The 17,252-nt window shown below is 68.8% G+C and carries 24 protein-coding genes; 14 read left to right on the plus strand and 10 right to left on the minus strand.

Annotated elements, in window-relative coordinates; translation table 11 throughout:
• Positions 1-36: 36 nt before the first annotated feature.
• From J5226_RS04265 to J5226_RS04280, 4 genes are all read right to left on the minus strand, one after another.
• A complete protein-coding gene (locus J5226_RS04265; protein WP_215838622.1) occupies positions 37-183 on the minus strand; it encodes a hypothetical protein in 147 nt (48 codons plus the stop codon).
• Between the two features lie 153 nt (positions 184-336).
• Positions 337-558, minus strand: coding sequence for a hypothetical protein (locus tag J5226_RS04270; protein ID WP_215838623.1), 222 nt, complete (start codon positions 556-558; stop codon positions 337-339).
• A gap of 56 nt (positions 559-614) precedes the next feature.
• Positions 615-836, minus strand: coding sequence for a hypothetical protein (locus J5226_RS04275; RefSeq protein ID WP_215838624.1), 222 nt, complete (start codon positions 834-836; stop codon positions 615-617).
• Positions 837-887: 51 nt separating this feature from the next.
• On the minus strand, positions 888-1,103 hold the full coding sequence (locus tag J5226_RS04280) for a hypothetical protein (protein ID WP_215838625.1): 216 nt from the start codon (positions 1,101-1,103) through the stop codon (positions 888-890).
• 239 nt (positions 1,104-1,342) lie between these two features.
• On the opposite strand from J5226_RS04280, the gene J5226_RS04285 reads away from it, so the two are divergent.
• From J5226_RS04285 to J5226_RS04305, 5 genes are all read left to right on the plus strand, one after another.
• Positions 1,343-2,659 (plus strand): amidohydrolase, encoded by a 1,317-nt coding sequence (locus tag J5226_RS04285; protein ID WP_215838626.1) that lies wholly within the window; start codon positions 1,343-1,345, stop codon positions 2,657-2,659.
• A gap of 423 nt (positions 2,660-3,082) precedes the next feature.
• Positions 3,083-4,417, plus strand: a complete 1,335-nt coding sequence (locus tag J5226_RS04290; RefSeq protein WP_215838627.1) for a M20 family metallopeptidase — start codon at positions 3,083-3,085, stop codon at positions 4,415-4,417.
• A 508-nt stretch (positions 4,418-4,925) separates the two neighbouring features.
• Positions 4,926-5,744 (plus strand): NADPH-dependent 7-cyano-7-deazaguanine reductase QueF, encoded by an 819-nt coding sequence (gene queF, locus J5226_RS04295; protein ID WP_215838628.1) that lies wholly within the window; start codon positions 4,926-4,928, stop codon positions 5,742-5,744.
• Positions 5,745-5,938: 194 nt separating this feature from the next.
• A complete protein-coding gene (locus tag J5226_RS04300; protein ID WP_207522477.1) occupies positions 5,939-6,247 on the plus strand; it encodes a LysM peptidoglycan-binding domain-containing protein in 309 nt (102 codons plus the stop codon).
• Positions 6,248-6,321: 74 nt separating this feature from the next.
• Positions 6,322-6,828: a hypothetical protein gene (locus J5226_RS04305; protein WP_215838629.1), complete on the plus strand. Its 507-nt coding sequence runs from the start codon at positions 6,322-6,324 to the stop codon at positions 6,826-6,828.
• 571 nt (positions 6,829-7,399) lie between these two features.
• On the opposite strand, the gene J5226_RS04310 is transcribed toward J5226_RS04305, so the two are convergent.
• On the minus strand, positions 7,400-7,795 hold the full coding sequence (locus J5226_RS04310; protein WP_215838630.1) for a YchJ family metal-binding protein: 396 nt from the start codon (positions 7,793-7,795) through the stop codon (positions 7,400-7,402).
• A 71-nt stretch (positions 7,796-7,866) separates the two neighbouring features.
• On the opposite strand from J5226_RS04310, the gene J5226_RS04315 reads away from it, so the two are divergent.
• The 3 genes from J5226_RS04315 to J5226_RS04325 all read left to right on the plus strand — a co-directional run bounded on the left by J5226_RS04315 (position 7,867) and on the right by J5226_RS04325 (position 9,346).
• Positions 7,867-8,574 carry a UPF0149 family protein gene (locus J5226_RS04315; protein ID WP_215838631.1) on the plus strand — a complete coding sequence of 236 codons (708 nt, stop codon included), beginning with the start codon at positions 7,867-7,869 and terminating at the stop codon, positions 8,572-8,574.
• Between the two features lie 71 nt (positions 8,575-8,645).
• Positions 8,646-8,966, plus strand: a complete 321-nt coding sequence (locus J5226_RS04320) for a hypothetical protein (protein ID WP_215838632.1) — start codon at positions 8,646-8,648, stop codon at positions 8,964-8,966.
• A gap of 17 nt (positions 8,967-8,983) precedes the next feature.
• Positions 8,984-9,346 (plus strand): YkgJ family cysteine cluster protein, encoded by a 363-nt coding sequence (locus tag J5226_RS04325; protein ID WP_215838633.1) that lies wholly within the window; start codon positions 8,984-8,986, stop codon positions 9,344-9,346.
• Between the two features lie 25 nt (positions 9,347-9,371).
• Here the strand turns inward: J5226_RS04325 and J5226_RS04330 are convergent, their stop codons facing one another.
• From J5226_RS04330 to J5226_RS04340, 3 genes are all read right to left on the minus strand, one after another.
• A complete protein-coding gene (locus tag J5226_RS04330) occupies positions 9,372-9,584 on the minus strand; it encodes a hypothetical protein (RefSeq protein ID WP_215838634.1) in 213 nt (70 codons plus the stop codon).
• 133 nt (positions 9,585-9,717) lie between these two features.
• Positions 9,718-10,170, minus strand: a complete 453-nt coding sequence (locus J5226_RS04335) for a zinc-ribbon domain containing protein (protein ID WP_215838635.1) — start codon at positions 10,168-10,170, stop codon at positions 9,718-9,720.
• Between the two features lie 31 nt (positions 10,171-10,201).
• The gene (locus J5226_RS04340) at positions 10,202-10,510 is read right to left on the minus strand and encodes a hypothetical protein (RefSeq protein ID WP_215838636.1); all 309 of its coding nucleotides are present in this window, start codon (positions 10,508-10,510) and stop codon (positions 10,202-10,204) included.
• 208 nt (positions 10,511-10,718) lie between these two features.
• Between J5226_RS04340 and icd the strand changes: the two genes are divergently transcribed.
• From icd to J5226_RS04360, 4 genes are all read left to right on the plus strand, one after another.
• On the plus strand, positions 10,719-12,047 hold the full coding sequence (icd, locus tag J5226_RS04345) for an isocitrate dehydrogenase (NADP(+)) (protein WP_215838637.1): 1,329 nt from the start codon (positions 10,719-10,721) through the stop codon (positions 12,045-12,047).
• A gap of 361 nt (positions 12,048-12,408) precedes the next feature.
• Positions 12,409-12,912: a hypothetical protein gene (locus J5226_RS04350; RefSeq protein WP_215838638.1), complete on the plus strand. Its 504-nt coding sequence runs from the start codon at positions 12,409-12,411 to the stop codon at positions 12,910-12,912.
• Complete coding sequence (locus J5226_RS04355) at positions 12,909-13,286, plus strand: hypothetical protein (RefSeq protein WP_215838639.1); 378 nt, start codon at positions 12,909-12,911, stop codon at positions 13,284-13,286. Before J5226_RS04350 ends, J5226_RS04355 begins: the two co-directional genes overlap by 4 nt.
• Complete coding sequence (locus J5226_RS04360) at positions 13,283-13,771, plus strand: hypothetical protein (protein WP_215838640.1); 489 nt, start codon at positions 13,283-13,285, stop codon at positions 13,769-13,771. The genes J5226_RS04355 and J5226_RS04360 overlap by 4 nt, the downstream gene beginning before the upstream one ends.
• A gap of 144 nt (positions 13,772-13,915) precedes the next feature.
• Here J5226_RS04360 and J5226_RS04365 read toward each other — a convergent pair whose 3' ends face one another.
• Entirely contained in the window at positions 13,916-14,221 is a 306-nt protein-coding gene (locus J5226_RS04365) for a hypothetical protein (protein ID WP_215838641.1), read from the minus strand.
• Between the two features lie 361 nt (positions 14,222-14,582).
• Between J5226_RS04365 and J5226_RS04370 the strand changes: the two genes are divergently transcribed.
• The gene (locus J5226_RS04370) at positions 14,583-14,948 is read left to right on the plus strand and encodes a hypothetical protein (RefSeq protein ID WP_215838642.1); all 366 of its coding nucleotides are present in this window, start codon (positions 14,583-14,585) and stop codon (positions 14,946-14,948) included.
• 2 nt (positions 14,949-14,950) lie between these two features.
• Positions 14,951-15,754, plus strand: a complete 804-nt coding sequence (locus tag J5226_RS04375) for a hypothetical protein (RefSeq protein ID WP_215838643.1) — start codon at positions 14,951-14,953, stop codon at positions 15,752-15,754.
• Between the two features lie 205 nt (positions 15,755-15,959).
• Here the strand turns inward: J5226_RS04375 and J5226_RS04380 are convergent, their stop codons facing one another.
• Entirely contained in the window at positions 15,960-16,988 is a 1,029-nt protein-coding gene (locus J5226_RS04380) for a DUF4344 domain-containing metallopeptidase (RefSeq protein WP_215838644.1), read from the minus strand.
• Between the last annotated feature and the right edge of the window lie 264 nt (positions 16,989-17,252).

Consider the following 17,252-nt stretch of genomic DNA (forward strand, 5'->3'; position numbering starts at 1 on the left):
CACCCCGACCATCGGCCGCAACCGTGTTTCGAAACCTCACCAGCGATACCGCAGCGACGCCGTAGCCGCGCGCAGATACCCGCAGTAACGCCATGCCGCGCTGCTGCAGACCGGCACGTATTCCTTGTCGCTAAAGTTGCCGGCGTTGAGCTGCAACCGCCACGCATCCAGGCCGTGATGCACGGCGGCGGCGAACTACGTGTACGCCGGCGTCCGCCACGGATTGCAGGTGCCGCGGCACCGCCGCCGCAGAAACCGCTCCGTTCCAACGACGCCGGCCCACCACCGCACGCCCAAGCCTGTGAGCGCGCCGCGGCGCGCCCGCAGGAGCCGCGCTTAGTCGATCCCGGATTCCGGCATCAGCGGACAGTTCATCGGCTGGGCGCACAGATTGTGGCGGTGCGCGCATTGGCTCTGCGTGGTGCCCGGCTCGTTCATGCAGTCGTTGTAGATCTGCAGGCAATCCCAGCAACTGCCGGCCGCGGCGGTGCCGGCGAAACCGGCGGCGAACACGAACGCGGCGACGAACACGGTGAGGCGGCGGCGAATCGGACGCATACGAACCTGCTCCTTGGTCGTGGAAGTAAGGGCGCCGAAGTCCGGCGCAATGCGGCTCAGGGATCCAGCGGCAACGGCATCAGTACGCAGCCGGGCGGAACGCACTCGTTGTACTGGCGAGCGCAGACCTCGTAGCTCGGGTTGGGCCCGGCCATGCAGTCGTCGTAGATCTGCCGGCACGGCGCGCAACGCGCCGGAACCGCGCCGGCGACGGTGGCGAAACCGGCGGCGAACGCGAATGCGGCGGCGAACAGGGTCTTGTGGCGAATCGAACGCATACGAACCTTCTCCTTGGTCGTGATGGATACGGCCGGTCTGGGCGAGACGCCTCAGAATTCCGGCATCAGCGGACAGTTCAGCGGCTGCGCGCACTGGTTGTGGGTGCGCGCGCAGACGGCCTGATCCGCGTCGGGCTGGGCCATGCATTGGTTGTAGAGGTCCATGCAATCGCGGCAACTCCACGCCGCGGCCGAACTGCCGGCGAAACCGGCGGCGAACACGAACGCGGCGAGCAACACCCGCGGGTGGCGAACAATCGAACGCATACGAACCTCCTCCTGGGTCGTCGGCCGGATCGGCCGCGGCCAGCATGCGCGCCGGCGCCGGCCCCGCTTGTGACTGCATTCACGTCCGCACGCACCGTTGCAACGCGGTGTTGCGCGGGGCGGCGGGTATCCGCGGCCCGGCTTCGGCCTTAGCATCGGGGCGGGGTTCGCGCCGATGCCGCCGACGCGCGCATCGCTGCGAACGCCGCCCCCCGTCCTCACCGCGCCGGAGTTCCGCAATGCCCCGTCTCGTCCGCCCGCTGGCCGTCGCCGCGCTTGTCTTCGCGCCCTGCGCCTTCGCTCAGAACGCCGACCCGGCCGCGGTCGTGCACGCCGCGCAGTCGGTGCAGACCCAGGTCACCGCGTGGCGCCGCGACATCCACCAGCATCCCGAACTCGGCCAGCACGAAGTGCGCACCGCGCAGTTGATCGCCGAACAGCTGCGCAAGCTCGGCCTCAAGCCGCGCACCGGCATCGCCCAAACCGGCGTGGTCGCCGTGCTCAAGGGCGGCAAGCCCGGCCCGCGCATCGCCATTCGCGCCGACATGGACGCGCTGCCGGTGACCGAGCCGGCCGGTCTGCCGTTCGCGTCCAAAGTCACCGCCGACTATCGCGGCCAGCCGGTCGGGGTGATGCACGCCTGCGGCCACGACGCGCACGTCGCCATCGCGCTCGGCGTCGCCACCGCGCTGGCGGCGCAGAAGGAGCAACTGCCGGGCGAGGTGATGTTCGTGTTCCAGCCGGCCGAGGAAGGCCCGCCGACCGCGGGCGAACCCTTCGGCGCCAAGCTGATGCTCGACGAAGGCCTGTTCAAGGATTTCAAACCCGACGCGGTGTTCGGCCTGCACGTGTGGGCCGGCCTCAACGTCGGTCAGATCGGCTACCGCAGCGGCCCGATGCTCGCGAGCGCCGACGAATGGAGCCTGACCGTGCGCGGCAAGCAGACCCACGGCTCGCGGCCGTGGGACGGCGTCGATCCGATCACCGTCGGCGCACAGATCCTGCTTGCCAGCCAAAGCATGATCGCGCGTCAGGTCAACATCGCCGCGACCCCGGTGGTGTTGACCGCCGGCCAGTTCAACAGCGGCGTGCGCTTCAACATCATTCCCGACGAAGCCAAGCTGGTCGGCACCCTGCGCACCTTCGACCCGGCCGTGCGCGAGGACGTGATCGCGCGCCTGCGCCGCACCGCCGACGACTACGCCCACGCCGCCGGCGCCAGCGCCGAGCTGGCCGTGGTCAACAACGCGCCGGCCACGATCAACGACCCCGCGCTGACCCGGCGCGCGCTGCCGTCGCTGCGGCGCGCGGCGGGCGAGGCCAACGTGGTCGAATCGGGGTTGGTGACCGTGGCGGAGGATTTCTCGCAATTCGCCAACACCGTGCCCGGGTTTTATTTCTTCGTCGGCTCGACCGCGGAGGGCAGCGACGCGGCCAAGGCGCCGATCAACCACTCGCCGAATTTCATGCTCGACGAAGGCGCATTGGAGGTCGGGACGCGGGCGATGCTGCAGGTGGCGTTGGATTATTTGCAGGGCGCGCCGACGCAGGATTGATCGCGCCCGGGCCGATCCCGCGCTACCCGGCGATCCCGTGTAGGAGCGGCGTAAGCCGCGACCGCGACATCTCGCTTGCGACGAAACCCGGATCGCGCGGCCGACCGCACCGCCTCGACTTCGTGCTGGCGCCGTCTCTGCGATGTCGCGGTCGCAGCTCGCGCAGCTCCTACAGTCGGATACGAACCAGCCGAAGCCCCTGTAGGAGCGGCGCGAGCCGCGACCGCGACACCTCGCTTGCGACGAAACCCGGGATCGCGCGTTCGACCGCGGTTCCTCAACCGCGTCGCAAGCCAGGCACCGCGGTCGCGGCTCACGCCGCCCCCACCCCGCCAGCCCCGCCTCCGCCGACCCACCAAAGTCGCGCAGCCGCCCCGCCCGCCTTCGGCTAGCATCGGGACTTTCCCGCCGGAGTCGAAGTCGATGAAGCGTCCGCTGTCCGTCGCGCTGCGCTGCGCCCTGAGCCTGTCCGCCCTCGCCCTGCCGCTCGCCGCCGCCGCCCAGGGGCCGGGCGAGCGCCCGGAGGTCGCCAGCGCCGCGGCCAAGGTCAAGGCCGACGTGGTCGCCTGGCGCCGCGACTTCCACCAGAACCCGGAGCTGTCCAACCGCGAGGAACGCACCGCGGCCAAGGTCGCCGAGCACCTGCGCAAGCTCGGGCTCAAGCCGCGCGTCGGCATCGCCAAGCACGGCGTGGTGGCGATCATCGAAGGCGGCAAGCCCGGCCCGAAGATCGCCCTGCGCGCCGACATGGACGCGCTGCCGGTCAGCGAGCAGGTCGATCTGCCGTTCGCATCCAAGGCCACCGCCAGCTTCCGCGGCGAGACCGTCGGGGTGATGCACGCCTGCGGCCACGACGCCCACACCGGCATCCTGCTCGGCGTCGCCGACGCGCTGGTGGCGATGAAGAAAGACCTGCCCGGCCAGGTGATGCTGATCTTCCAGCCGGCCGAGGAAGGCGCGCCGGCCAACGAGGAAGGCGGCGCTTCGCTGATGCTCAAGGAAGGCCTGTTCAAGGACTACAAACCCGAAGCGGTGTTCGGCCTGCACGTGTTCTCGACCTTGAACGCCGGCCAGCTCGGCGTGCGCGGCGGCCCGCTGATGGCCGCGTCCGACCGCTTCAGCATCAAGATCAAGGGCCGCCAGACCCACGGCTCAGCGCCGTGGGCCGGCGTCGATCCCATCGTCGCCGCGGCCGACGTGATCGGCAGCGCGCAGACCATCGTCAGCCGCCGCACCAACATCGCCAAGCTGCCGGCGGTGGTGAGCTTCGGCGCGATCAAGGGCGGCATCCGCTACAACATCATTCCCGACGACGTGGAAATGATCGGCACCATCCGCACCTTCGACGAAGGCATGCGTCAGGCGATCTTCAAGGACCTCAAGAACGTCGCCGAACACGTCAGCGCCGCGCACGGCGCGCACGCCGAGGCACAGGTGCCGGATCAGGACGGCAACCCGGTCACCTACAACGACCCCGCGCTGACCGCGCGCATGCTGCCCAGCCTCAAGGCCGTGGCCGGCGACGCCAACGTGGTCGAGATGCCGCTGGTGATGGGCGCGGAGGATTTCTCCTACTACGCCAAGGAAGTGCCGGCGATGTTCTTCTTCGTCGGCGCGACCGAAAAGGGCGTGGATCCGGCGACGGCGCCGAGCAACCACTCGCCGAAGTTCAAGCTCGACGAAAGCTCGCTGGATTTGGGGCTGCGGGCGATCTTGCAGGTGACGCTGGATTATTTGAATGCGCCGAAGGCGGGGTGATTCGGTTTTTCGCTCGATCGCGGTTTCGGCGTAGTTGAATTTTCGCGGTGGCGGCTCGCGCCGCTCCTACAGGGGCTTCGGCCGGTTCGTATCCGACTGTAGGAGCTGCGCAAGCTGCGACCGCGAACCTCGCCGACCGGCGCAAGCGCGAAGTCGAGGTTGCGCGGCCGCACGCCCGATCCGGGTTTCGGCGTAGCTGAATTTTCGTGGTCGCGGCTCGCGCCGCTCCTACAGGGGCTTCGGATGGTTCGTTTCCGGCTGTAGGCGCTGCGCAAGCTGCGACCGCGAACCTCGCCGACCGGCGCAAGCGCGAAGTCGAGGCTGCGCGGCCGTACGCCCGATCCGGGTTTCGGCGCAGCTGAATTTTCGCGGTCGCGGCTCACGCCGCTCCTACAGGAGCTTCGGCCGGTTCGTTTCCGGCTGTAGGCGCTGCGCAAGCTGCGACCGCGACCCCGCCGGCCGGCGCTGGCCCGAAGCGGCGCCCGGCCCCAGCGGCTAAAATGCCGCTATGACCTCCCACGAACTCCCCCTCGGCCGCCACGTCGATTACCCGCGCGAGTACGACGCCTCGCTGCTGTTCCCCATCGCGCGCGCGCTCGGCCGCGAGCACATCGGCGTGGACGACGCCGCCCCGCCGTTCGTCGGCCACGACCGCTGGCACGCCTACGAACTCAGCTGGCTCGACGCGCACGGCAAGCCGCATGTCGCCACCGCGACGCTGTCGGTGCCGGCGACCTCGCCGCATTTGATCGAATCCAAGTCGCTCAAGCTGTACCTGAACTCCTTCAATTCCAGCCGTTTCGACAGCGCGGACGCGGTGCTCGACGCCATCGTCCGCGACCTCAGCGCCGCCGCCGGCGCGCCGGTCGCGGTCGCGTTCGGGCTGCCGCCGATCGGCGCAACCGGCACCGACGGCGCGCAGTCCATCGACGGCCTCGACGTCGCCATCGACGATTACGGCCCGCCCAACGCCGGACACCTGTCCGCCGACGCCGGCGAGATCGTCGAGGAAACCCTGAGTTCGGCCCTGCTCAAGTCGAACTGCCCGGTCACCGGCCAGCCCGACTGGGCGCGCGTGGTGATCGCCTACCGCGGCCCGCGCCTGGACCGCGCCGGTCTGCTGCGCTATCTGGTCTCGTTCCGCGACCACGCCGAATTCCACGAGCAGTGCGTGGAGCGCATCCACGCCGACCTCAGCCGCATCGCCCGTCCGCAGTGGCTGTCGGTGGAAGCGCGCTACACCCGCCGCGGCGGCCTGGACATCAATCCCTGGCGCGGCAGCCCGGGCCTGAGCGCGCCGGCCGCCGGCCGCGACGAGCGCCAGTAAGCCGCTTTCGCGGCACCGGCCGGGCATACGGCCGGTGCCCGGCGACGACGCCGGCGCACCGCGCCGGCCGGGAACGGCCTTGAGGCCGTCATACCCCCATTCAGATTCGTCATCAACGTTCACACAAGCGCTATGTCTTTTTAACAAGCGCCATGTCATGTTGCCCCCGCCAACACGGCAGGAGCCCTCTACCCATGACTACCCCGGACAAGAAAGCCGATTTTTCCGATGTGCAAAGCGGTGTGTCGAGCACCGACGAAATCAAAGAGAAAGCCGATTTCAGCGACGTCCAGAGCGGCGTGAGCTCGACCGACGAGATCACCGGCGGTGGCCAACAGACCTACACGGTCCAGAAGGGCGACACGCTGTCGCACATCGCCAAAGAGTTCTACGGCAAGGCGAGCAAGTGGAATGCGATCTTCGAGGCCAATCGCGATCAGCTCGACGATCCCGACAAGATCCAGCCCGGCCAGATCCTGAAGATTCCGACCGTCAACGACTGACGCACCGTCCACGACGAGGCGCGTGCGCGCGCCGCGACGCTTTCCACTTCATCGTCTTTCCAAGGAGATCCACCATGCTGATCCGCAATCGCACCACGTACGCCGTCGCCGCCGCCCTGGTCGCCTCGCTGGCGCTGGCGGGCTGCAAGAAGAAGGAAGAGCCGGCGCCGACCCCGCCGCCGGCCGCGGAAACCCCGGCTCCGGCCCCGGCGCCCGCTCCGGCGCCTGTCGCCGCCACCGCGACCGTCGCCAGCCTGGATCTGGGCAACGCCGTCGGCGCCGACAAGAAGGTCACCGCCGCTTCGACCACGTTCAAGCCGAAGGACACCATCTACGCGTCGGTCGGCACCACCACCTCCGATCCGGCCGCCACTGTGGCGACCAAGCTCGCCGCCAAGTGGACCTACCAGGATGGCCAGACCGTCAAGGAAGATCCGGCGGTCGACGTGCAGGCCACCAACGGCGGCGTGACCGAGTTCAACATCAACAGCCCGAAGGGTTTCCCGGAAGGCAAGTACAAGGTCGAAATCTCGCAGGACGGCAACGTCGTGCAGAGCAAGGAATTCGAGGTCAAGAAGTAAGCCTCTCCGCCTGAAGGGCGGGCAAGCCCGGGCGCGGCCTCACGGCCGCGCCCTTTTTTTGTTCGCGCGATGCGGCGTTCGCTCGCTGCAGGAGCGGCGCGAGCTGCGGCCGCGAATCTGCGGCGGCGAGGCAAACGGGGCTTCCGTGCGAACGCTGGCGTCGATAAGAAAACATCGAAAATTTCGTCGTAACTGGGATGTCGCGGTCGCGGCTCGCGCCGCTCCTACAGAGACCTCGGACGGTTCGTCTCCGACGGTAGGAGCTGCGCAAGCTGCGACCGCGAACCTCGCAAACCGGCGCAAGCGCGAAATCGAGGCGACGACGACGCACGCCCGATCCGGGTTTCGCCGCAGTTCGGTTTTCGCGGTCGCGGCTCGCGCCGCTCCTACAGGGACTTCGGATGGTTCGTCTCCGACGGTAGGAGCTGCGCAAGCTGCGACCGCGAACCTCGCAAACCGGCGCTAGTACGAAATCGAGGCGACGACGACGCACACCCGATCCGGGTTTCGCCGCCGTTCGATTTTCGCGGTCGCGGCTCACGCCGCTCCTACAGGGCGCCGTCGCGATGTTTCAGGCGCTGGGGAATTCGCCGTCGACGTACACCCAGCGCCCCTCGACGCGCGCGAACCGGCTCACCTCGTGCAAGCGCACCGCGCTGCCGCCGCCGATGCGATAGCGCGCGACGAACTCCACCATCGCCGCGTCGCCGTCCTCGCGCTGGCGCTTCACGTCCAGGCCCAGCCAGCGCACCGACGGGTCGAACTCCAGGTCGTCCGGGCAGGTCTGCGCGGCCCAGCTCGCGCGCAGGTACTCCAGGTCGCCCAGCGCATAGGCGCTGTAGCGCGAGCGCATCAGCGCCTGCGCGCTGGCCGCGGCCTGTCCGGCGTGCAGCGGCCCGCAGCAGGCGGCGTAACGGCGCGAGGGGTCGCAAGGGCAGGCGGCGGGCGGGGCGATTCGAGCGGTCATGGCGGTATTTTCGCCGCGGCGACGCGCTTGCGACTACCATGCACGCCCCGTTGCCCCCCACGAGCGCCGCCATGAAAGCCCCCGCCTACCTCGACGACGACCAGATCGAACGCCTGGCCGACCTGCTCGACCAGCGCGCCGTGCCGTACAAGGGTTTCAACCTGGAGGCCCTGGACGGCTACCTCTCGGCCCTGGTGGTCGGCCCCGAGCACCCGGCCCCGGCCGAATGGCAGCCGGCGGTGTGGGGCGGCAAGGAGCCGCGCTGGAGCGACGAGGCCGAGGCCGCGCAGGTCCAGGCGCTGCTGATCGGCCACTGGAACATGGTCAGCGCGCGCGTGCGCCACGGCGAGGACGACCTGCCCGACCACCTCGCCCCGCTGCTGTGGCTGCCCGAGGAGCCCGATGTCGAACACCCCGACGAGCTCGACGTCGGCCGCGACTGGGCGCTGGGCTTCTTCCGCGGCGTCGAACTGCGCGAGGCCACTTGGGAAACCTGGCTCGACGAGAACGACTGGATCGACGAGATCTTCGTCCTGTTCGACCGCCTCGCCAGCGGCGAAGTGCTCGGCGAGGACCCGGCCGCGCCGCCGACCCCGGTCAGCTACCGCGAGCGCCTGGAGATCGTCTCCAGCCTGCCCGGCATGCTCGCCGACCTGCAGCACCACCGGGTCGAGGCGCTGACCCCGCGCGAACCGCTGCGCCGCGCCGACACGCCGGACCGCAACGAACCGTGTCCGTGCGGGAGCGGGAAGAAATTCAAGAAGTGCTGCGGGGCCTGAGGCCCGCGCTGGCGCCCGTCGCATCCGCCGGCTAGCGTAAGCGCGGGGAAACACCGCCCGGGAGGGGCGACATGCGCGAGACGCCTTATGGATTCCACTACAGTTGGTCGGATCTGGAGCCGATCCGGCCGCTGACGCTGACCGTGTTCGCCACCCAGTTGGCCGGTTCCGCCCTCGGCTACTTCGGGCTGCCGGTGGAATCGGCCTTCGACCGGATCTGGATCGGCGGCGCGTTCGCCACGCTGCCCGGCTACCTCGCCGGCTGCGCGGTGCAGTACTTGGTCCAGCCGCAGCGTTTCGACGAGCACGCGCTGATGATCAAGCGCTTCGGCGGCATCGCCGTCGCGCTCAGCGTCGTGGCGCTGTGCGTCTACTGGGACAACAAGTCCTGAACTCCGGCCGCGCCCGCATGTCCGACGCCCCCCACCCGTGCCTGCGCTGCGGCGCCTGCTGCGCCAGCTTCCGCGTCGCGTTCCACTGGAGCGAGACCGACGCGCACGCCGACGGCATCACGCCCTCGGCGCTGACCGAAATCCTCGACCCGCACCGCGTGGTGATGCGCGGCACCTACGGCGGCGCGCCGGTGCGCTGCGAGCAATTGCGCGGCGCGGTCGCGGTCGACGCGCATTGCGGGATCTATCCGTTGCGGCCCTCGCCGTGTCGCGAGGTCAGGCCGGCGTGGGAAGACGGCGCACCGAGCGCGCAGTGCGACAAGGCGCGAGCGGCGCATGGGATGGCGCCGTTGACGCCGCGGGACTGGGCCGCCGCCTGAGACGCGCGGCGGCGCGGCGGTCGGCTCAGAACACGAACCGGTCGATGATGCTGAGCCCGGCGACGATGCCCAGCACGCCAATGAGGATCGCGGCCCATCCGCCCACCGGCTCGCCGTCGGAGTCGACGGGTTCGCCATCGCCGAAGTGGAAGCCGATATTCGCGCGCCGGGTCAGGATCGCGCGCACGCCCAGGCCGATGAACAGCAAGCCGATCAGTAGCATCAGGATCTTTGCCATCAACGCAATTCCGAACCGACGCTCGGGCGCGGGACACGCCTGAAACCGCCACAGCATAAGGCAACGCGCGGCGATGCGATGGCGCTGTCGACGCAGCAAAGTCGACGCTCGGACACCGAGTACCGCCGAGCGCTCAAACCTCGCATCGCTCGGCCGCGGCCAACAGCCGATCCACCATCGCGCGCTGCGCGCGATCCTCGCGCAAGCCGTAGCGCGGCAGCTGCGCCAACACGTCCCGCCACTGCCGCAGCGCTTGCGGATCGCGCTTCACGCAGGCGCGTTCGCGCGCCCAGCGCGAGCGGATGCGCTTGAGCTCGCCGGCCAGATGCACGCGCTGCCGCCAGCAGGGCGCGCACAACACCCGTTGCTGCCAGATATAGGCCTTGCGCACTTCGTAGGCCTCGCGCTGCTGTTGCGCGGTGAACACGAATCCGTCGCCGCAGTTGCGGCAGGTCGATGCCCGGTCGAGGTAATGATCGTCGGCGAGTTCGCAAGCCAGGGAACGGCGGCTTGCTTGCGACCACCGACTCGTATCCAGCGCGACCGCGACGCCGGCGTCTGGCTCTTTGTTTTTACGTTTGGACATGGAAAAGATTCAGTCGCGATGCGCGGGCCGCTTACTCGTACTGGGCCAGACCGCAATGCCCGCATTGGCGCGAGAACGGCCGCCACGACAGAAACCGGCGATCGCAACGCGGACAGGGAAACCGCTGCCATCGTATCCCCGCTACCGTACAGCCCAGCAGCCATGCGAGGTCGACCACGACGAAGACCGTGCCGGCTACCGCCTTCGGCATCAGCGGCAACACGCCGAACATCACGGCCACCAAGCCGAGGAAGCCGCCGAGCCACACGGCGAAGAACCAGAACCGGCGCGCGCGGTAATCCCGCCACTGCGGGGCATGGGGCGAATCTTGCGTGCTCATCGTGTCCGTTTCCGACGATCCGTCATTGATGGCCGCCACGATAGCAAGGCCGCCCGGCGCCCCCGCAACGCAGCGACCCAACCCCGCACTTTGCCTCCCCTCCCCCGAACCGCGACAATGGCCGGCCGGCCCGTCGCGCCACCCGCGGGCCGCAGGAACCCTGCTCCGTCCATGCGCCCGCGCACGGGCGGCCCCACTGGAGATCGTAATGACCGAGTTCGTAGCGACGCCGCCCGCAGGCGGCGCCAAGATCACCAAGACCCCGACCGGCCTGAACGTGCCGGACCGCCCGATCATCCCGTTCATCGAAGGCGACGGCACCGGCCCCGACATCTGGCGCGCCTCGGTGCGCGTGCTCGATGCCGCGGTCGCCAAGGCCTACGGCGGCCAGAAGAAGATCGAGTGGCTGGAGGTCTACGCCGGCGAGAAAGCCAACAACACCTACGGCACCTGGCTGCCCGACGGCACCGTGCAGGCTTGCCGCGATTACCTCGTCAGCATCAAGGGCCCGCTGACCACGCCGGTCGGCGGCGGCATCCGCTCGCTCAACGTGGCCCTGCGCCAGATGCTCGACCTGTACGTCTGCCTGCGCCCGGTGCGCTGGTTCGAGGGCGTGCCCTCGCCGGTCAAGAAGCCGGGCGACGTCGACATGGTGATCTTCCGCGAGAACACCGAGGACATCTACGCCGGCATCGAATGGGCCGGCGGCAGCGCCGACTCGAAGAAGGTGCTGGACTTCCTGCAGACCGAGTTCCCGCAGGCCTTCGACAAGATCCGCTTCGGCACCCAGGCCAAGATCGACGCCTGGCAGGACGCGCTGGTCGAAGTCGGCGCGCCGCGCCGCGAACTGGGCGTCGAGGTCGGCATCGGCATCAAGCCGGTGTCGTTCCTGGGCACCACCCGCCTGGTCCACGCGGCCATCGAATACGCGATCGAGAACAATCGCAAGTCGGTGACCCTGGTCCACAAGGGCAACATCATGAAGTACACCGAAGGCGGCTTCCGCGACTGGGGTTACCAGATCGCGCGCGAAGCCTTCGGCGCGGTCGAGCTCGACGGCGGTCCGTGGCACGTGATTCCGGAAGGCAAGCCGGGCGCGGGTCTGGTCATCAAGGACGCCATCGCCGACGCCTTCTTGCAGCAGATCCTGCTGCGTCCGAAGGAATACGACGTGTCCGCGACGCTGAACCTCAACGGCGATTACCTGTCCGACGCGCTCGCCGCGCAGGTCGGCGGCATCGGCATCGCGCCGGGCGCGAACATCAACTACGTGACCGGCCACGCCGTGTTCGAGGCGACCCACGGCACCGCGCCGAAGTACGCCGACCTCGACAAGGTCAACCCGGGCTCGGTGATCCTGTCGGGCGAAATGATGCTGCGCTACCTGGGCTGGACCGAAGCCGCCGACGCGATCATCGCGGCGATGGACAAGGCCATCGGCTCCAAGCGCGTGACCTACGACTTCGCCCGTCTGATGGACGGCGCGACCGAGGTGAAGTGCTCGGAGTTCGCGGACGAGATCATCAAGCATCTCTGAAACGGCTCAGGCTCGAGGTTGTGAACGCACGGGGCGCTTCGGCGCCCCGTGTTTTTTTGCGCGGCCCGATCGCTTCGATACGTGGCCAGCTCCCTGTAGGAGCGGCGCGAGCCGCGACCGCGAAACCGCGCTTGCGGCGAAACCCATGCGAAAATCGCGCGCCCACAAACTTCCGGCGTAGGTGCGGTTTCGCGGTCGCGGCTTGCGCCGCTCCTACTGGGGTCTCTCGCGACCACGCGCGAGACCGCGAGCGGACGACGACCGGCATGCCCACTCCCACGGGTTCGCGCTAGGATCGGAACGAATCCCGCGCGCCGCGCGGACCGCCGCATCGCCTCACACCGGACGCGAGGTCGCCGCCATGCGCTTGCTGCTGTGGATCGTTCTGCTGATGTCCTGGACCGGAGCCGCGTCCGCCGCCGCGCCGTACGCGGTCAATTCGATCGTGCTGATGCAGCCGCAAGAAGCGCTGCAAGAACGCGTCGACGGCGCCGAGCCGCTGGCGAACTACATCAAGGCGCTCAACGCCGCCGCGCAGGAACACCTGCGCAAGGCCGCGCCCGGCGCGCCGGCTTCGGGTTATGTCGTGGTCGCCGTGCGCGCCGACGGGGTGCGCCGGGTCTGGTTGGATTACGCGCCGGCGTTGCCGGCCGCCGTCGCCGACGGGCTGCGCGCGACGCTGGAGCGGGTGCCGCCGATGCGCGTGCGCGGCGGCGCGGCGGTGTTCGCGATCAACGCCTCGCTGTGGGGCGGCGCGCCCGCCAGCGCCGGGCCCGCCCCGACCGAATGGCGCAAAGCGGCCGAACGCCTCGGCCAGCCGATGGAAGCCGAAGCCTTCGCGTTGCGGCTGCTCGACGGGCGATGAACGCGAACGTCGACCTGCGCGGCTATCGCGCCTACGACGACGGCGCGATCGAGGAGCTGGGCCGGGTGCCGACGGCGCGGCTGGGCGAGTTGTTGGCGCAGGCGCAGGCCGCGATCCACGGCCGCGCTCACGGCATCGGCCTGTATCGCGACGAACGCGATTTCCTCGAAGCGCGCCCGATCGGCCAGGGCGAATTCGCGTTCCGCAGCGAGCGGCTGACCGACGATTCGCTGCTCGCGCGCTTAGCGCGCCGCGGCGATCTGACCTTCCGCGTGTCCAACCTCGAACAGGCGGTGGCCGCATTCGTCTGCTATACCGGTCTGCCGCGCGCTGCGTTCGAGCGCAAGACCGCCGACTTTCCGAAGGTGCGATGAAACCGCTTAGCGCATGCCCGCCGGGTTCGAACCGGCCCTCGACCTTCCTGCGCGCGCCGCGGCGCGCGTCCGCCGCGATCCTGGCCGCCTCGCTGCTCGCCACGCTCGCCGCCTGCGCCTCGTCGCCCGCGAACGACCCGGCCGCCGTGACCGTGCTGCGCGTCGATGCCGCCCGCTTCGACGATCCGAACAACCGCGAGCCCGCGCTGCGCGAAGCCTGCGCGGCATGGCGCTTGAACGAGCGGCAAGTCGCGGCGTTCTTCGCGTCCGGCCGCGAATACCCGGACGGCACCCACGACGCGTTCTACTGGCTGCCGTGCTCGATCAAGGGCCGCCTGCGCGCGCAGGGACGCGAGTGGGACTTCGAGATCAACGCCGCGGCGACGGCGACATGGACCGACGGCGATACGGTGCGACGCTGGGGCTGCATGGCGAAGGCGTGCGAGCCGCTGGTGTTGTTGATGCCCGACCAGCAAGGACCGTAGTCGCGATCGCCCCCTGTAGGAGCGGCGCGAGCCGCGACCGCGAATTCGCGATAACAGCGAAATCGCCATTTGGGCGAAAGGCATCGTCACGCGGTCGCGGCTCGCGCCGCTCCTACAGGGAGCGACCGAAGCCATCGCAGCGACTTACATCCGCCGCTTGCACTGCTCGAACTCGTCCTTGAGCGTGGCCTTGAACGCCTCATCGCTGCCGGACGCCATTTCCGCATTGAGCCGATTCAAGTCGTGCTTGGCTACGGCGGCATCGGCGAAACAGCCGCAAAAGCGCGTGGCGCGCTCGGCGCCGAGCGATGTGCGATTTCCCAATCGCCGCTCGCACGCGCTGATGAAGGTCCCGCGCGCTTCTTGCGGCGAGGCTTCCGGCACAGGTTTGGCGCAGGCGGATAGGGTGAGGACGAAAGCGCTCAGTGCGAGCGCGCGGTACAGGGTCATGGAAAGTCCGATCCGTAGCTGACGAACGACCGCCGAAGCGGGCGGCGCGCATTTTCGCACGGACCCGTTTTCGCGCGGAGCGTGCACGGCGGCCGCGAGCCGGTTCAAGCAATCCGATTCAAGCGATCCAATTCACGCGATCCGTCCCAGCGCCGGGCCGCCGTATTCGTCCGCCGCCGTCCACGTGCGGACGCGTCCCACCCAAACGCGCGCCGCGCGTCGCGCCAAACGCGCGCCCGACGCTGTCCTGGCGGCGCCGCGCAGGCCGTTGGTTAGTACGAATCGCCGGCGCGGAACTCGGCTCCGACCGGTACAGGCGCACGCCGCTGCTCGCGCGTTCGCGGGGGACACGGAGACCGTCATGAACGTACCGGCAAACGAACTTCCGGCGACGACGCCCCCGGCGCCCGCGACGCCGACCGCCGCCGCGCCTCCCGCGGCGGAAATCGACCGGCGAGTGCTCGACGACGCGCTCAACGCGATGAACGCGCTGCTGCGCACCTTCAGCATCGAGCGCTACGTCCATCTGGCCACCGCCGCCGCCTCGTCGGCGCTGCTGTTCTACGCCGTCTATCAGATGATCGTCACCCAGCACATCGACAACAATCTGGGCCTGGTGTTCGGCGCCAGCGGTTTGGCCACGGTCTCGACCACGCGCTCGGCGTACTTCTTCCGCCGCGCTTTCGATCTGATCGAACGAATCATCTTCAAGCTGGCGGGGGTGTAGCCGTGAACGCGCCCTCGCCCGACACCACGCTCCAGTCCATCGCGCGGGATATCGAACAGTTCAAGCGCCAGTCGAAGTCGGCGATTCCCGCCGGCGTGGTCGGCCTGGTCCTGATGTTCGGCGGGCTGGCCTACAGTGGCTGGCAGCTCACCACGGTGGGCCGCGAAGTCGCTGAAAAACGTCGAGAAATTGCCGAAAAGGATCGGGAAGTCGCCGCCAAGCGCCAGCAAGCGGCCGATCTCGATCTCAGCCTCAGCGCCAAAGCGGCCCAGCTCGCACAGGCGGATCAGCAGCGCGCTGAGCGGAGCGTTCAACTGGAATCGCTCCAGCTCAAAATCGATGAATTGAATCGAAACTTGAACGCTATCGCCACCGCTCCTAACGCCGCACAGAAGAACGCGGAGCTGGATGCCGCAATGGTTCGCGCCAAGGATCTCAACACCGCGATCGCCAGCGCCACCGCGACCGATGCCGCCGCACCGCGTTACGGCGCTTACCGAGTCGACGTGTTCTATTGCGCCGACCGCGCCGCGCGCAACAAACCGCTGGCGGAACAAGCGCGCACGCTCGGCCAGAACGGCGCGACGCAAGGCCGTTGGCAGGTGCGGGAATTGTCGGAGAAATCCAACGCCTCGCCGGGTTACGGCATCCGCTCGGACGTGATCCGTTTCGAGAGCGACGAAAAGGCGATGGCGGGCAAGCTGCGCGACGATGTGACCCAACTCACCCGGGTGGCGTTGTCGGCGCAGCAGATCAACTACCGGACGCCGAACTACATCAGCCTGTTCTTCTGCGGCGAAGGTTGAGCCGCGACGGCGCTGCCGCGGCACGGCCGACGGCGCTTCGTTCGCGTCTTCAGCAGGCCCGTCCGTTCAACGCGTAAGCGGCCCGAAGCCCCTGTAGGAGCTGCGCAAGCTGCGACCGCGGGGCCGCAGCTTGCGTCGTAAGCCGGAGGTCGCGGTCGCGGCTCACGCCGCTCCTACAAAAACACCATGCGACCCGCGGAAAACCTCAGCGCACGTACGGCGACGGCGCGTTCTCGACCTGCTTCTGCTTGATCGCGTCGATCTTGGCCTGCTCTTCCTCGAGCGTCATGCGGTGCTTGGGCGCGATGTTCGGCTCGATCAGGCGCAGCCAGTTGCGGGTGATCTGCTTGCTCTCGTCCTGGCAGCGCAGCGCGCGCGCCTCGGGCAGGCGGCCGCTGGTGACGATGCGCAGGTACTTGCCCGGGTCGTGGCCGTAGATCATGCACTGCAGGTTGAAGAAGCGCTGCGCGCCGACCGAATGCTCGTCGGCGTAGGTGGCCATGTCGTGGTTGCCGTCGTCGGTCAGCAGGAAGAAGTTCGACGCCAGCTGCAGGTTCTGGGCGACGTCGCCGTCGGTTTCGTCGGCGCTGACCAGCGACAGCATCAAGGTGGTGGCGAGCTGGTCGACCGCGTCTTCCTCGCGCCCGGTCTGCGGCAGGTCGAGCATGTCGACCAGGGCATGGCCGGTTTCGTGCAGCATCAAGAAGCGCAGGTTGGCCATCAGGTACTTGAGCTGATCGCCGGTGCTGCCGCCGTTGGCCTGGGCGATCGCCGCGCCCTGGCGCACCAGCATCTCGAGCATTTCGTAGCACAGCACCACGTCGCCCTTGTCGCGGGCGTAGAAGGCGTTGATCGTGCCGCACTCGGCGGTGACGAAGTTGATCGGTCGCGGCAGGGTCAGCCAGCCGTCGAGCTGATTGACCTCCGGCAGGTGATGCAGGATGTCGATCTCGCTGGCCATGTTGTACATCGCCAGCAGCTCGGGATTGCGCGGGGAGACGTACTTGTAGGTGAAGTGGGTGCCGTCGGCCTTCTCTTCCTTCGGCACCTCGGCGGCGACCGGCGCGGTCTCGGTCGGCACGACGGCGTCGGCCGGCTTGGCTGCGGGCAGCGCGGCGGCGGGCGGCGGCGCGGGCGCGGCGGCTTGCTGCTTCTGCCAGGTCGTGTAGCCCCAGACCGAACAGACCGCGATCAGGGCCGCGGCCAGCACGCCGATGATGATCTTCTGAACCATGGATGTGTCGCTCTCGTCAGGAAAGGCACGGGGCGGCGAGCCCCGGTTCGAGCGCAAGACGCGAGCGGCGAACGGTTCCGGCGATGCGGTCCGGGCGGCGGCGCCGCTCCGGACGGTCCCCTCATCGGGCCGGTCCGATCGGCGCGTATCGGCATCCCTGCACCGTCGCGCCGGATGGTACTCCGATGTTTTCGAGAAGTGCATCGGATTTTGCCGGTAATGACAGTAGGATCGGCGGCCGCACCCGCTCTCGGACAGGACGCC

Source organism: Lysobacter sp. K5869, assembly GCF_018847975.1.
In the GTDB taxonomy this organism is placed as follows: Bacteria; Pseudomonadota; Gammaproteobacteria; order Xanthomonadales; family Xanthomonadaceae; genus Lysobacter.

Coding starts and splice junctions, on each gene's coding strand:
- J5226_RS04270 (WP_215838623.1), bottom strand. CDS start 558: ATGCGTCCGATTCGCCGCCGCCTCACCGTGTTCGTCGCCGCGTTCGTG.
- J5226_RS04275 (WP_215838624.1), bottom strand. CDS start 836: ATGCGTTCGATTCGCCACAAGACCCTGTTCGCCGCCGCATTCGCGTTC.
- J5226_RS04280 (WP_215838625.1), bottom strand. CDS start 1,103: ATGCGTTCGATTGTTCGCCACCCGCGGGTGTTGCTCGCCGCGTTCGTG.
- J5226_RS04285 (WP_215838626.1), top strand. CDS start 1,343: ATGCCCCGTCTCGTCCGCCCGCTGGCCGTCGCCGCGCTTGTCTTCGCG.
- J5226_RS04290 (WP_215838627.1), top strand. CDS start 3,083: ATGAAGCGTCCGCTGTCCGTCGCGCTGCGCTGCGCCCTGAGCCTGTCC.
- queF (WP_215838628.1), top strand. CDS start 4,926: ATGACCTCCCACGAACTCCCCCTCGGCCGCCACGTCGATTACCCGCGC.
- J5226_RS04300 (WP_207522477.1), top strand. CDS start 5,939: ATGACTACCCCGGACAAGAAAGCCGATTTTTCCGATGTGCAAAGCGGT.
- J5226_RS04305 (WP_215838629.1), top strand. CDS start 6,322: ATGCTGATCCGCAATCGCACCACGTACGCCGTCGCCGCCGCCCTGGTC.
- J5226_RS04310 (WP_215838630.1), bottom strand. CDS start 7,795: ATGACCGCTCGAATCGCCCCGCCCGCCGCCTGCCCTTGCGACCCCTCG.
- J5226_RS04315 (WP_215838631.1), top strand. CDS start 7,867: ATGAAAGCCCCCGCCTACCTCGACGACGACCAGATCGAACGCCTGGCC.
- J5226_RS04320 (WP_215838632.1), top strand. CDS start 8,646: ATGCGCGAGACGCCTTATGGATTCCACTACAGTTGGTCGGATCTGGAG.
- J5226_RS04325 (WP_215838633.1), top strand. CDS start 8,984: ATGTCCGACGCCCCCCACCCGTGCCTGCGCTGCGGCGCCTGCTGCGCC.
- J5226_RS04330 (WP_215838634.1), bottom strand. CDS start 9,584: ATGGCAAAGATCCTGATGCTACTGATCGGCTTGCTGTTCATCGGCCTG.
- J5226_RS04335 (WP_215838635.1), bottom strand. CDS start 10,170: ATGTCCAAACGTAAAAACAAAGAGCCAGACGCCGGCGTCGCGGTCGCG.
- J5226_RS04340 (WP_215838636.1), bottom strand. CDS start 10,510: ATGAGCACGCAAGATTCGCCCCATGCCCCGCAGTGGCGGGATTACCGC.
- icd (WP_215838637.1), top strand. CDS start 10,719: ATGACCGAGTTCGTAGCGACGCCGCCCGCAGGCGGCGCCAAGATCACC.
- J5226_RS04350 (WP_215838638.1), top strand. CDS start 12,409: ATGCGCTTGCTGCTGTGGATCGTTCTGCTGATGTCCTGGACCGGAGCC.
- J5226_RS04355 (WP_215838639.1), top strand. CDS start 12,909: ATGAACGCGAACGTCGACCTGCGCGGCTATCGCGCCTACGACGACGGC.
- J5226_RS04360 (WP_215838640.1), top strand. CDS start 13,283: ATGAAACCGCTTAGCGCATGCCCGCCGGGTTCGAACCGGCCCTCGACC.
- J5226_RS04365 (WP_215838641.1), bottom strand. CDS start 14,221: ATGACCCTGTACCGCGCGCTCGCACTGAGCGCTTTCGTCCTCACCCTA.
- J5226_RS04370 (WP_215838642.1), top strand. CDS start 14,583: ATGAACGTACCGGCAAACGAACTTCCGGCGACGACGCCCCCGGCGCCC.
- J5226_RS04380 (WP_215838644.1), bottom strand. CDS start 16,988: ATGGTTCAGAAGATCATCATCGGCGTGCTGGCCGCGGCCCTGATCGCG.